The sequence below is a fragment of the Allobosea sp. GW822-FHT03F07 genome, assembly GCF_058801345.1.
This window is the reverse complement of record NZ_JBXAND010000001.1, coordinates 142,462-155,892: the sequence shown is the minus strand read 5'-3', so window position 1 is coordinate 155,892 and position 13,431 is coordinate 142,462. Positions and strand designations below refer to the sequence as shown.

Genomic DNA, 13,431 nt, shown 5'->3' with positions numbered 1-13,431 from the left:
GTCGGTCGAAAGCCGTTGGCAAGACGGCACTTTCCACGTCTAGTGACATTGTGATCTTGTGGCGGGCAGATAGGCGTTCCGGCGAAGGCGGCTGATGGATATTCTGCGGATCAGCGATTTGCGTATCGGCTTCACGGTCCACGGGCTTGCTCGCGATGTCGTGAAGGGCGTCAGCCTGCGCGTGCCCGCCGGCAAGACGGTCGCGCTCGTCGGCGAATCCGGCTCCGGCAAATCGGTGATCTCGCAGGCGATCATGGGGCTCCTGCCGCGCGCCGGCGCCATCACCGGCGGCGAGATCCTGTTCCGCGATCCGCTCGCACCGGAGACGTCGATCGACATCGCCGGCCTGCCCGCCGAGGGCAAGGAGATCCGCGCGCTGCGCGGCGGGCGCATCGGCATGATCTTCCAGGAGCCGATGTCCTCGCTCTCGCCGGTCCACACCATCGGCAACCAGATCGAGGAAGCGCTGCTGCTGCACCGGCCGATGCCGAAGGCACAGGCGCGCCCTCTGATCGAAACCATGCTCGGCCGCGTCGGCTTCAAGGACCCCGCCCGCGCCTTCGGCCTATACTCCTTCGAGCTTTCCGGCGGCCTGCGCCAGCGCGCCATGCTGGCCATGGCGCTGATCTGCCAGCCGGCCTTGCTGATCGCCGATGAGCCGACAACTGCGCTCGACGTCACCATCCAGGCCCAGGTGCTCGACCTGATGCGCGATCTCCAGGCCGAGATGGGCATGGCGATCCTGCTCATCACCCATGACCTCGGCGTCGTCGCCAACATGGCCGACGAGGTCGTGGTGATCTATCACGGCGAGATCATGGAGAGCGGCCCGGTCGAGGACATCTTCCGCCGCCCGCGCCACCCCTATCTCAAGGCCCTGCTCAAGGCCTCGCCGCATTTCGACATGGAGGAGGGCGAGCGGCTGGTCGCCCTGCGGGAAGCGAGGCCGCGGCCGCCTGCAGCGCCGCGCCCCGTCGAAACCGCGCCACGCCAGGGCGAGGCCCAGCCGTTGCTGAGCGTGCGCGGACTGCGCAAGACCTACACCACCGGCTCGCGCAGCTTCTTCGGCAAGGGCACGCAGCATACGGTGCTCGCCGTCGACGATGTCAGCTTCGACATCAGGCGTGGCGAATGCCTCGGCCTCGTCGGCGAAAGCGGCTGCGGCAAGACCACCGTCAGCAAGATCGTGATGCGCGCCGTTACCCCCGATGCCGGCTCGATCCACTTCGATGACGGCCATCGCGAGACCGATGTGCTCGCTCTCGAGGACGAGGAACTGCGCGCCTTCCGGCCCCGCGTCCAGATGATCTTCCAGGACCCGGTCTCCTCGCTCTCGCCGCGCATGACCGTGATGAACATCCTGCGCGAACCGCTCGCCATCCACGACAAGGGCAGCGGCGGCGACCAGACCGCGCGAGTGAAGTCGCTGATGGAGGATGTCGGGCTCGATCCGCGCTTCCTCAACCGCTATCCGCACTCCTTCTCCGGCGGCCAGCGCCAGCGCATCGGCATCGCCCGGGCGCTCGCGCTCGATCCGGACCTCATCATCTGCGACGAGCCCGTCTCGGCACTCGACGTCTCCGTCCAGGCCCAGATCCTCAATCTCCTCAAGGATCTCCAGGCCGAGCGCGGCCTGACCTTCCTGTTCATCTCGCACAACCTCGCGGTGGTGAACTACATGGCCGACCGCATCGCGGTGATGGCCAATGGCCGCATCGTCGAGATCGCGCCGCGCCATGCCTTGTTCTCGCGGCCGGTCCATCCCTATACCAGGGCGCTTCTGCGCTCGGTGCCATACGCCGATCTCGACCGGAAGCTCGACTTCAAACTTGCCGCGCCGGGCGGGGCCTCCGACGCCACGCACTGGGCGCCCGCCTTCAGGCGTGATCGCGACGGAGAGGCCCTGACGCACCTTGCGCTCGGCGACGGGCATTTCGTCCTGGCCCGCCCGAACGCCGATATTCGGGAGATGGCCTGATGTGGGAGGTGGCTCGATGAAAGCGCATCGTCCGACACGCCGCGGCGCCTTGCTGCTCGGTTCCGCCGCACTCGCCGCGGCCGGCCTGCCGCGGCTGGCTCCAGCCGCCTCCACGAAGCCGACGGAGCTGATCGACAGCCCCTTCCTCGCGCGGCAGGTCGCGGCGGGAACCCTGCCGCCGATCGAGCAGCGCGTGCCGCTGGCGCCCCGCATCGTCGATGTCTCCGGCGAGGACCGCGAGCCCGGCCGCCATGGCGGCACCATGCGGATGCTGATGGGCGACCAGCGCGACATCCGCATGATGACGCTCTACGGCTACACACGGCTCGTCGGCTACGACCAGAACCTCGAGATCGCGCCGGACGTGCTGGAGAGCTACGAGGTCCAGGAAGGCCGAATCTTCACGCTGCGGCTGCGCCCCGGCCATCGCTGGTCGAACGGAGCTCCGTTCACGGCGGAGGATTTCCGCTACTGGTGGGTCCATGTCGCCAACAACCGGCGTCTCTCGCCGGGCGGCCCGCCCCAGGCGCTGCTGGCCGGCGGCGAGCCTCCTCTCTTCGAGGTGCTGAGCCCGACCGAGATCCGCTACAGCTGGGCCAAGCCCAACCCGATCTTCCTGCCTTCACTCGCCGGCGCGCAACCGACCTATATCTGCATGCCCTCGGGCTATCTGAAGCAGTTCCACATCGACCATGCCGACCCCGTGACGCTGCATTCGCGCGTCAAGCAGGCCCGCGTTCGCGACTGGGGCGCGCTACATGAGCGGCTCTCGCGCATGTACCGGCCGGAGAATCCGGACCTCCCGACCCTCGACCCCTGGCGGAACGTCACGCCGCTGCCGGCCGAGCAGTTCACCTTCCAGCGCAACCCCTATTTCCACCGCATCGACCAGAACGGCCGACAGCTCCCCTATGTCGACGAAACGACGCTAACGGTCGGCACCAGCTCGCTCGTGCCCGCCAAGGCAGCCGCCGGCGAGGCCGATCTGCAGGCGCGCTATCTGCGCTTCGACAACTACACTTTCCTGAAGGACGCCTCGAAGCGCATGAACTTCGATGTCCGGCTGTGGAAGCGGGCCGAAGGTTCCTACTTCGCGCTGATGCCCAACATGAACGCGATCGACCCCGTCTGGCGCGATCTCAACCGCGACCTGCGCTATCGCCGGGCGCTGTCGGTGGCGCTCAACCGCACCGACATCAACAAGGTCATCTTCTTCGGCCTGGCGCAGGAAAGCGGCAACACCGCCTTGCCCGAAAGCCCGCTCTACAACGCCGACTATGCCCGGATGTGGATGCAGCACGACCCGGCGCTCGCCAACAAGCTTCTCGACGAGGCTGGCCTGTCCAAGCGAGGCGTCGACGGCATCCGCCTGCTGCCGGACGGACGCAAGCTCGAATTCACCATTGAGACGGCCGGCGAGAGCACCGAGGAGACCGACATCCTCGACCTGATCAAGCAGGATCTCTACGAAGTCGGGATCAAGGTCTATCCGCGCTCGACCCAGCGCGACGTCTTCCGCCGCCGCATCATCGCCGGCCAGACCATCATGTCGGCCTGGGCCGGCATGGACAACGGCCTGGTCTCGGCCGACATGGAGCCTGACGCGCTGGCGCCGACCTCGACGGCGCAGTTCAACTGGCCGCGCTGGGGCCAGTATCTCGAAAGCGGCGGCCGCGAAGGCGAGGAGCCCGACATGGCCGAGGTCCGCGAACTCGTCGTGCTCTACAACGAATGGCGCGCCAGCGTGACCCATGGACAGCGCCGGGAAATCTGGCAGCGCATGCTGCAGATCAATGCCGAACAGCTCTTCGCGATCGGCGTGATCAACGGCACGCTGCAGCCTGTCGTTGTCTCCCGGAATCTGCGCAACGTGCCGCAGAAGGGTCTCTACAGCTTCGAGCCCGGCGCCTTCTTTGGCCGCTACATGCCGGACACCTTCTGGTTCGACCTGCTGAAGACCGCCAGCCTGGACAAGGCGAAGAGCTGAACCGTGCTGCTGAAATACATTCTCAAGCGCATCCTGGTGATGATCCCGACGCTGCTGATCACCAGCATGCTGATCTTCACCGTGATCAATCTGCCCGAAGGCGACTATTTCGAGACGCTCGCCGCCGAGATGCAGGCGCAAGGCGAGAAGGCCGACCTCTCCCGCATCGAGTTCCTGAAGAAGGAATACGGTTTCGACCGGCCGGTGACGGAACGCTATTTCTGGTGGGTCGCAGGCCTGCTCCAGGGCGATATGGGTTACTCATTCGAGTATCAGCGCCCGGTTCGGGAGGTCGTCGGCGACCGGCTGCTGCTGACCATGATCGTCTCCTTCGTGACGATCATCTTCACCTGGGTCGTCGCCTTCCCGATCGGCATCTATTCGGCGACGCATCAATATAGCTGGGGCGACTACGGCCTGACCTTCATCGGGCTGATCGGCCTCGCCGTGCCGCACTTCCTGCTGGCGCTGGTTTTCATGTACTTTGCCAATGTCTGGTTCGGTACCTCGATAGGTGGGCTCGTCGACCCGCAATACCTCAATCAGCCCTGGAGCTGGGCCAAGGTGCGCTCCGTGCTGGAGCATCTCTGGATTCCGGTGATCATCATCGGCGCCGGCGGCACGGCGGGCATGATCCGCTCGGTCCGCGCCAACCTGCTCGACGAGTTGCAGAAGCAGTACTACGTCACCGCCCGCGCCAAGGGCCTGCCTCCGGGCAAGGCGCTGAGGAAATATCCCCTGCGCATGTCGTTGAACTTCTTCGTCTCCGACATCGGCGATATCCTGCCCTCGATCGTATCCGGCGCCGAGATCGTCGCGATCGTGCTCTCGCTGCAGACGACCGGCCCGCTGCTGATCCGCGCCTTGCAGAGCCAGGACATGTATCTCGCCGGCTCCTTCCTGATGTTCCTCTCCTTCCTGACCGTCATCGGCGTGCTGATCTCGGATATCGCGCTCGCGATCCTCGATCCGCGCATCCGCCTGCAGGGGGCGGCGACCAAGTGACCCAGGCTTCGACATCGACGCTTTCGGCATCGCCCCTGCCACCGGACGGCGCGGCTCTGCCACACACGGCCTCGACCGCGCCCTTCGAGCCCATGGCGGTCGAGGTGATGACGCCGGAACAGGAGCGCGTCTACCTCGCCTCGCAATGGCAGCTGATGTGGTGGAAGTTCCGCCGCCACAAGCTCGCGTTGATCTCGGGCGTGGTCATCCTGGTGATCTATGCCATGGCCGCCTTCGCCGAGTTCCTGGCGCCCTATCACTACACGACACGCAACACCGATTTCATCCGCGCGCCCCGGCAGGAAGTGCATCTCTTCCATGAGGGCCGGCTCATCGGCCCCTTCGTCTACCCTTACGTCCAGCGGCTCAATATGGAGAATCTGAAGCGCGAATATACGGTCGACCGCACGCGGCCGCAGCCCCTGCGCTTCTTCTGCCATGGCGACGACACCTACGTCTTCTGGGCGATGATCCCCGGCAGTTGGCGCCTCGTCTGCCCGCCCAAGGACGGAACGCTCTTCCTGCTGGGCTCCGACCGGCTCGGCCGCGACATGCTCTCGCGCATCCTCTACGGCGGCCGCATCTCGCTCTCGATCGGCCTGCTCGGCGTCGCCGTCTCCTTCGTGCTCGGCGTCATCATCGGCGGCATCGCGGGCTATTACGGCGGCAAGGTCGACCTCTTCGTCCAGCGCCTCATCGAGATCGTGCAGTCGCTGCCGCATATCCCGCTCTGGCTGGCGCTGGCCTCGATCATGCCGCCCTCCTGGAGCCCGCTGCTGGTCTATTTCGGCATCACGGTCATCCTCGGCCTGATGGACTGGACCGGGCTTGCCCGCGCCGTGCGCTCGAAACTGCTCTCGCTGCGCGAGGAGGATTACGTCGTCGCGGCCCAACTCATGGGGGCGAAGCCCGCCCGCATCATCGGGTTGCACCTGATACCCGGCTTCATGAGCCATCTGATCGCCTCGGCGACGATCACCATCCCCAAGACCATCCTCGGCGAGACCGCGCTGAGCTTCCTCGGCCTCGGCCTCCGGCCGCCGATCACGAGCTGGGGCGTGATGCTGAACGAGGCACAGAACATCAATGTGGTGGCGCTCTATCCCTGGTTGCTCTATCCGGTCGTTCCGGTGATCCTGATCATCCTGGCCTTCAACTTCCTCGGCGACGGCCTGCGCGACGCGGCCGATCCGTATCGCTGAGGGCGCGGCAGCCCTTTCTGAACCCGACCCCGGTGCGCATCGCCTTTCACACGCCGCTCAATACCTATGATGACGGTCGCATCTCCGGCGACCGCCGCATGGCGCATCAGCTCGTCGCGGTCCTGGAAGGGCTCGGTCACGTCGTCCGGCCGGTCTTGGCGGCGCGCGACTTCATGCCGACGGCGGATGCCGAGCGCCTGGCGCGCCATCGCGATGCGGCAGCCAGCCATGCGGAGGCTATGCTGGCACAGTGGAGCGCTGGCGCTCCTGCTCCCGAGCTCTGGTTCACCTATCACAATTACTACAAGGCGCCTGATCTGCTCGGGCCGGCCATCGTCGGGAAGCTCGGCATCCCGTATGTCGTCGCCGAGGCCAGCGACGCCGAACGCCGCGCCAGTGGTGAGTGGGCCGCCCACACAAGGATCGTTCGCGCGGGCCTGAGCGCTGCTGACCTGCACCTCCATTTCACCGATCGCGACCGGCAGGGGCTGGAGCCCTGGCGATCGCCGCACACAGCCCTCCTCGAACTGCCGCCCTTCATCGCCTTCCCGGACGAACCGCCCCGACAGGTCGGCGACGCGACAGTGCCACGCCTGGTGACCGTCGCGATGATGCGCGAGGGCACCAAGCAGAACAGCTACCTAACGCTCGCCCGCGTGCTCGGCCATGTCGCCGACCGCCCCTGGACCTTGACCGTGATCGGCGACGGCCGCCAGCGCGCCGAGATCGAGCGCGCCTTTGCCGGCCTGCCCCAAGGCCGGATCGGCTGGCTGGGCGCCATCCCACATGATCGCGTCGTCGCCGAAATGGCCGCCCATGACGTCTTCATCTGGCCGGGCGTCCGCGAGGCCTATGGGCTGGTCTATCTCGAGGCGCAGGCGGTCGGCCTGCCGATCGTCGCCTTCGACAGCGGCGGCGTCTCCGCCACCGTGCGCAGCGGCGAGACCGCCCTGCTCGCGCCCGAGGGCGACGAGGCCGCGCTGGCCGCGGCGCTGCTGAACCTGCTCGACGACAGGGCCTTGCGCCGTTCGATGGGACGGGCCGCGCGCCGCTTCGCCTTGATCGAGCGCAATCCTGAGAAGGCCGCGCTCATCCTGGAACGCGGGCTGGCGCTGGCCGTCGCCAATCGCGCTGCGCGCCCGCATGCCGCGACGGTCGAGCCGAGGACATGAGCCCGGCTTCTGACGACGCGCTCTGGCTGCCGTTCGAAGCCGAGCTGGACCGCTGGAGCGAGGCCGACCGGCAGATCCGGCTCTGGCTGCGCGACGACGACGCGATCGAACCGAGTCCCGCACTCGACCGGCTTGGGGGGCTCGGCGAGCGCTTCGGCCTGCCTGTTCTGCTCGCCGTCATCCCGATGCTGGCGGAGCCGGCTCTTGCGAGCGCGTTGCGGAACATGCCCTCGCTCCGGCCCTGCCAGCATGGCTGCTGGCACCGCAACCACGCGGCAGATGGAGCGAAGAAATCCGAGTTCGGCGGGCTGCGTCCCGCCGCTGCCATCAGCGCCGAAATCTGCGAGGCGCGTGGCCGCCTCGAGAACCTGTTCGGCTCGGAGTTGCTGCCTGTCTTCGTGCCGCCCTGGAACCGGATCGACCCCGGCCATGCCGCGCTCCTGCCGGCGCTCGGCTTCCGGGGCCTCTCCTGCTTTCGCGGCTACAAGCTCGGCCCCGCCGGCGGCCCACACCTCGGCAACACCGATCTCGATGTCATCGACTGGGGCAGCCGTACCGGTCGCCGACCCGAGAACCTCGTCGCCGAGGCCTGCCGCCTTCTCGCGGCGAAGCGAGAGGCCTCCGCGGCCAGCGAAGACGCCTTCGGTGTCCTCATGCATCATCGCGATCATGACGCGACCGCCTGGGGCGTCCTCGAAAGCTTTCTCGCGCGCGCCACCCGGCATCCGGCGGTGATTGCGATCGATCCGCGCTCGCTGTTCCAGCTCGCGTGAAGGGCCCGGCAATGCCGGAAAGCAGGCCTCCCCAGTTTGCCGCCCGGCTCACCTCGGCTACACTCCGGGGAACCGGCCCTGCATCGCAACGTTGAGCGCTTATGAAAAAGCTGATCTCCGCCATCGCCGTCGCTGCGACGCTCGCAGCCTGCACCTCCTCGCGCCTGCAGCGCGTCGAGCAGGCGCCGCCCGCCTCGCCGACAAAACGGATCATCATCGTCGGCAACGAAGTAACTCTGCCCGACGGCTCGCGCTCGACGCTCGACCCCGCTGGCGGCTTCCTGCTCCCCAATGGCGAACGTGTCGCACGCGATGCCCGCGGCGCGTTGGTGCTACCCAATGGCAGCCGCTGCCTGCCCGCCGCCGGCGGCTATACCTGTCCCTGATTGGAATCATTCTCCCCTGGCGACGGCAGCGGGCTTGGATCGGACCGGACCACGCGCTATAAGCGGGCTGCGTATTCTCAGGTGCGTTCGTCCTCGCTACGAGGTCGTCTGACCTATCTGCGGGGGGCGACGCGGATATGCCATCAAATGTCGTCGACCTCGCAGGCGCGGAGCGTGCGCCGCGCAGCCCGCATGCGCCGCGGGTCCTGATCTACAGCCACGACACCTTCGGCCTCGGCCATATCCGCCGCTGCCGCGCGATCGCCAATTCGCTGGTCGCGAGCTATCCTCATATATCAGTGATCATCGTCTCGGGTTCGTCGGTGATCTCGAGCTTCCAGTTCGGCGACGGCGTCGACTATGTCCGCATCCCCGGCATCGAGAAGCAGAGCGACGGCCGCTACGGGCCGCACCATCTCAATCTCGACCTCAACGATACGATCCGCCTGCGCACCGACATCATCAAGCAGGTCGTGCTCTCCTTCGATCCCGACGTCGTCATCGTCGACAAGGAGCCGGTCGGGCTCCGCGGCGAGCTCGTGCCGGCGCTCGACATCCTGCGTCGCCGCGGCGCGCGCATCGTACTCGGCCTGCGCGACGTGCTCGACGAACCCGCCAAGCTCTACGAGGAATGGCGCCACAGCGGCGCGCTCGAGGCGCTCGACCAGACCTATGACGACATCTTCGTCTACGGCCTGGAGGGCATCTACCAGCCGCTCGGCGGCCTGCCGAACCAGCATCTCTTCGCCCACAAGGTGCGCTACACCGGCTATCTCAAGCGCGCCGTGCCAAGCCCGATGCCGCCGAACCGCTATCCGCGCATCACCAAGGGCCCCTTCATCCTGGTGACGCCGGGCGGCGGCGGCGATGGCGCAGGCGTGATCGATTGGGTCATTTCGGCCTATGAGGCCGACCCGACGATAGCCTTGCCGGCCCTGATCGTGTTCGGGCCGTTCATGTCGCGCGAACGCCGCAAGGACTTCGCCGAGCGCATCGCCCGCATCCCCAAGCTGGAGAGCCTGGGCTTCGAGCCGCGTCTCGAACTGCTGATGAACCGCGCCCACTGCGTCGTGGCGATGGGCGGCTACAACACCTTCTGCGAGGTGCTCTCCTTCGACAAGCCGGCGCTGATCGTGCCGCGCGTCAAGCCGCGCCTCGAACAGGCGATCCGCGCCGAGCGGGCCGACGAACTCTCGCTGATCACCGTGCTCCACGACCCTTCGCAGAACGGCGAGGCCGAGCGCGACCCGCTGGTGATGGCCGCCGCCCTGCATGCCCTGCCCCGGCGCACCCCGCCGTCCCAGGCCTTCGTGCCGAGCCTGCTCGACGGCCTGCCGGCGATCAGCCGCGCGCTCGCCGACAACCTCTCCATGCCGATCCGCGGCCGCCTGCTGGCCCAGAACGCTGCGGTGACGAGCTAGCCTGCGCCGCCGGTCCCGACCCTCCGCCGCATCGCCACCGCGGGCGATGGACAAGCGCGGATAAAGTTTTCAATATATCAGCGATCGGGAGATCGGAGGCGTCGCAGCGACGCCGTTCCGGAGGAGATGCCTGCCATGGCCACGCTGCTGTTCAAGAACTTCGCCCTGCTCGAACCCGACCATGGCGAAGTCCGCGCAGGCTACGAGTTGCTGATCGAAGGCGACAAGATCCGCGAGCTTTCCGACAAGCCGATCAGGACCGCGACGGCCGACATCGTCGATTGCGGCGGACGCACCCTGATGCCCGGCCTGATCGACAGCCATGTCCATGTCTTCCTGTCGGAGGTCGTGATCCGCTCGATGGAGAGCATGCCGCTCACCTTGATGACGGCGCGCGCCATTGGCCTGATGAAAGGCATGATCGACCGCGGCTTCACCACGGTGCGCGACACCGGCGGCGCCGACTGGGGCATCAAGGAAGCCGTCGAGACCGGCCATGTCGCGGCGCCCCGCCTGTTCATCGCCGGCCAGGCGATCGGCCCGACCGGCGGCCATAGCGACCCGCGCCGGCGCACCGATTTCGGCACGCGCTGCCAGTGCTGCAACGCCATGGCCTATACGATGAATGTCTCCGACGGCGTCTCCTCGGTGCGCAAATCGGTGCGCGAGCAGATGCGGCTCGGCGCCGACCACATCAAGATCATGATGTCGGGCGGCGTCGCCTCGCCTTACGATCCGCTCGACTCGCTCCAGTTCAGCCTCGACGAGGTCCGCACCGCCGTCGAGGAAGCCGCCGCCTTCGGCCGCTATGTCTGCGCCCATGCCTATACGCCGGAGGCGATCACCCGTGCCGCCAATTGCGGCGTGCGCGCCATCGAGCACGGCAATCTGATCGACGACGCCTCCGCCAGGCTGATGGCCGAGAAGGGCATGTTCCTCACCGCCAACCTCGTCGCCTATTACGCGATGAAGGAGCGTGCGGCCGAATTCGGCATGAATGGCGACATGCTCGCCAAGAACGACCTCGTCATCGACGGCGGCCTGCGCTCACTCGAGATCTGCAAGCGCGCCGGCGTGCCCGTCGCCTATGGCTCGGACCTGCTCGGCCAGCTCCAGGTCGACCAGTCCCGGGAGTTCCTGCTGCGTCGCGAGGTGCTGTCGCCGATCGAGATCATCCGCTCGGCGACGACCGTCGGCGCCCAGCTCCTGCGCATGGAAGGCAAGCTTGGCACGCTGCGTGCTGGGGCCTTCGCGGATATGATCCTGATCGACGGCAACCCGCTCGAAGACCTGGCCCTACTGCAGGACCAGGGAGCGCGGCTACCGATCATCATGAAGGGCGGCGTGTTCCACAAGAACATGCTCAACTGAGCCTCGCCTCTCCCGGGGCGCTGCCGCGCATAGGGAACGGCGATGCGAGGCATAGGGAAGAATCGGATTGACTGTCCGAGGGTGCATCCGCAGCCTTCGGACGCGATCCGGCAAAAGTTCGGACGTCGGGATTTGGGCAAGGCCAGGGTCGGGGTGGCATCGTTGAGCGGCGTCAGGGAAACACAGGCTGCAAGCTGGTCACCGCTGGGCCGCGGAGGCGTGGCGTGAGCGCGTCCCGCCCGAGCCTCGGCCGCATCGCCCTCAACGGCGCCGCCGGCCTCGCCTTGCTCTACATCCTCCTGCCGCTGATCTTCGTCACCTGGCTCGCCTTCTTCCGGCAGGAAATCCCCTCCTTTCCGCCGGAGGGCTACTCGCTGCAATGGTTCAAGGCCGCGGCCAACAACCAGCCCTTCATCAACGGCTTCCTGCTCAGCCTCCAGGTCGGCATCACCGCGACCCTGCTCGGCCTGCTCGTCGGCGTACCCGCCAGTCTCGCTTTGGTCCGCCACCGCATCGTGCTCGGGCCCGTCTTCAACACGCTCCTGCTGATGCCGCTGGTGATGCCCGGCATCGTGCTGGGCACCGCGATCTATGTCTTCCAGATCGAGACGGAGATCGCGACTGGCCTGCCGGTGATGGGCTCGCTCGGCGGCCTGATCGCAGCCCATACGCTCGTCGTCATCCCCTGGGTCGTGCGTCTGGTCACCGCGAGCCTCGCCGGCTTCGACCGCACCATCGAGGAAGCCGCGCAGAATCTCGGCGCCGGCCCCTTCACAACCTTCCGGCGGGTGACGCTGCCGAGCATCCGGCCCGGCATCGTCGCGGCCGGGCTCTTCGGCTTCGTCACCTCTTTCGGCAATCTGGAGATGAGCCTGTTCCTGGTCGGACCGGGCCGCACCACCCTGCCGATCGCTATCCTGCAATATCTCGAATGGAAGATCGATCCGACCGTGGCAGCCGCATCCCTGATCCAGATCGTCCTGATCGCAGTGGCGATGATCGTCACCGACCGCTACGTCAAGCTGAGCCGGGTGGTCTGACGCGATGGCAAGGCTTTCAATCGAACACCTCCGCAAGACCTATGGCGACCTGACCGTCGTCGACGACGTCAACATCGACATCGCCGATGGCGAGTTCCTCGTCCTGCTCGGCCCCTCCGGCTGCGGCAAGACCACGACGCTGCGGATGGTCGCGGGCTTCATCGCCCCCAGCGCCGGCAAAATCACCATCGGCGAACGTCGCGTCACCAACCTGCCGCCCTGGAAGCGCAATTGCGGCCTGGTCTTCCAGAGCTATGCGCTGTTCCCGCACATGACGGTCGCCGAGAACGTCGCCTTCGGCCTCGAGATGCGCAAGATCTCCCCGGCCGACCGCGCACCGCGCGTCGCCGAGGCGCTGCGTCTCGTGCAGCTCGCCGGCTTCGACGAGCGCTATCCGCGCCAACTCTCCGGCGGCCAGCAGCAGCGTGTCGCCCTCGCCCGTGCACTCGCCATGGAGCCGGATGTGCTGCTGCTCGACGAGCCGCTCTCCAACCTCGACGCCAAGCTGCGCCAGGAGGTCCGCGTCGAGATCCGTGACCTGCAACGCAAGCTCGGCCTGACCACGATCATGGTCACGCATGACCAGGAAGAAGCGCTCACCATGGCAGACCGGCTGGTCGTCATGGAAAAGGGCAAGGTCCGGCAGATCGGCAGCCAGCGCGAACTCTACGAGAAGCCCGCCGACCGCTTCGTCGCCGGCTTCATCGGCCGCAGCGCTTTCCTCGACGGCGAGATCACGGCGCCCGGCCGCTTCCGCACCAAGGGCGGGATCGAGATCGCTTGCGCGGCAGCGACCGGCACCGGGGCGGCGACTCTGGCCTTGCGGCCGGAGCGGATCGCAGTCGCCGGCGAGGCGCAAGGCCTGCACAACCACTTCCAGGCTCGTGTCGAGCACGCTTCCTATCTCGGCGCGATCCTCGACATCGATGTCAGCCTCTCCGGAAGCGACAGGATGCTGCTGCAGATCCCGAACAAGGCCGGCATCGCCGAGCCGAAGCCGGGCGAGACCATCACGATAGGCTGGGCCGAAGACGCCGGGCTCGTCTATCCGCGCGAAGCCTGAATCCAGGTTTCGACGGGCGTCCAACAGGGGAGT

General features: G+C 66.9%; 11 protein-coding genes. All 11 read left to right on the top strand.

The annotated features are described in order from the left end of the window. The first annotated feature begins 94 nt into the window (after positions 1–94). The 11 genes from AC1RMY_RS00800 (at position 95) to AC1RMY_RS00750 (ending at position 13,398) form a co-directional block, all read left to right on the top strand. Complete coding sequence (locus tag AC1RMY_RS00800) at positions 95–1,978, top strand: ABC transporter ATP-binding protein (protein ID WP_492862035.1); 1,884 nt, start codon at positions 95–97, stop codon at positions 1,976–1,978. Between the two features lie 16 nt (positions 1,979–1,994). Beyond that, entirely contained in the window at positions 1,995–3,965 is a 1,971-nt protein-coding gene (locus AC1RMY_RS00795) for an ABC transporter substrate-binding protein (protein ID WP_492862034.1), read from the top strand. Positions 3,966–3,971: 6 nt separating this feature from the next. After that, the gene (locus tag AC1RMY_RS00790) at positions 3,972–4,970 is read left to right on the top strand and encodes an ABC transporter permease (RefSeq protein ID WP_492863534.1); all 999 of its coding nucleotides are present in this window, start codon (positions 3,972–3,974) and stop codon (positions 4,968–4,970) included. Next, complete coding sequence (locus AC1RMY_RS00785) at positions 4,967–6,172, top strand: ABC transporter permease (protein ID WP_492862033.1); 1,206 nt, start codon at positions 4,967–4,969, stop codon at positions 6,170–6,172. The genes AC1RMY_RS00790 and AC1RMY_RS00785 overlap by 4 nt, the downstream gene beginning before the upstream one ends. 32 nt (positions 6,173–6,204) lie before the next feature. Next, positions 6,205–7,344, top strand: a complete 1,140-nt coding sequence (locus tag AC1RMY_RS00780; RefSeq protein WP_492862031.1) for a glycosyltransferase family 4 protein — start codon at positions 6,205–6,207, stop codon at positions 7,342–7,344. Then, entirely contained in the window at positions 7,341–8,117 is a 777-nt protein-coding gene (locus AC1RMY_RS00775) for a polysaccharide deacetylase family protein (protein ID WP_492862030.1), read from the top strand. Before AC1RMY_RS00780 ends, AC1RMY_RS00775 begins: the two co-directional genes overlap by 4 nt. A 101-nt stretch (positions 8,118–8,218) precedes the next feature. Next, a complete protein-coding gene (locus AC1RMY_RS00770; RefSeq protein WP_492862029.1) occupies positions 8,219–8,503 on the top strand; it encodes a hypothetical protein in 285 nt (94 codons plus the stop codon). A gap of 137 nt (positions 8,504–8,640) precedes the next feature. Further along, a complete protein-coding gene (locus AC1RMY_RS00765) occupies positions 8,641–9,924 on the top strand; it encodes a glycosyltransferase family protein (RefSeq protein ID WP_492862028.1) in 1,284 nt (427 codons plus the stop codon). Positions 9,925–10,059: 135 nt separating this feature from the next. After that, entirely contained in the window at positions 10,060–11,295 is a 1,236-nt protein-coding gene (locus AC1RMY_RS00760; RefSeq protein ID WP_492862027.1) for a metal-dependent hydrolase family protein, read from the top strand. Positions 11,296–11,519: 224 nt separating this feature from the next. Beyond that, positions 11,520–12,335: an ABC transporter permease gene (locus AC1RMY_RS00755; RefSeq protein WP_492862026.1), complete on the top strand. Its 816-nt coding sequence runs from the start codon at positions 11,520–11,522 to the stop codon at positions 12,333–12,335. Positions 12,336–12,339: 4 nt separating this feature from the next. Further along, on the top strand, positions 12,340–13,398 hold the full coding sequence (locus AC1RMY_RS00750; RefSeq protein WP_492862025.1) for an ABC transporter ATP-binding protein: 1,059 nt from the start codon (positions 12,340–12,342) through the stop codon (positions 13,396–13,398). Positions 13,399–13,431 lie beyond the last annotated feature (33 nt).

Excerpts from the sequence above, each read along its gene's own strand:
- AC1RMY_RS00800 (WP_492862035.1), top strand. The coding sequence starts at position 95 with ATGGATATTCTGCGGATCAGCGATTTGCGTATCGGCTTCACGGTCCAC.
- AC1RMY_RS00770 (WP_492862029.1), top strand. The coding sequence starts at position 8,219 with ATGAAAAAGCTGATCTCCGCCATCGCCGTCGCTGCGACGCTCGCAGCC.
- AC1RMY_RS00795 (WP_492862034.1), top strand. The coding sequence starts at position 1,995 with ATGAAAGCGCATCGTCCGACACGCCGCGGCGCCTTGCTGCTCGGTTCC.
- AC1RMY_RS00760 (WP_492862027.1), top strand. The coding sequence starts at position 10,060 with ATGGCCACGCTGCTGTTCAAGAACTTCGCCCTGCTCGAACCCGACCAT.
- AC1RMY_RS00775 (WP_492862030.1), top strand. The coding sequence starts at position 7,341 with ATGAGCCCGGCTTCTGACGACGCGCTCTGGCTGCCGTTCGAAGCCGAG.
- AC1RMY_RS00765 (WP_492862028.1), top strand. The coding sequence starts at position 8,641 with ATGCCATCAAATGTCGTCGACCTCGCAGGCGCGGAGCGTGCGCCGCGC.
- AC1RMY_RS00750 (WP_492862025.1), top strand. The coding sequence starts at position 12,340 with ATGGCAAGGCTTTCAATCGAACACCTCCGCAAGACCTATGGCGACCTG.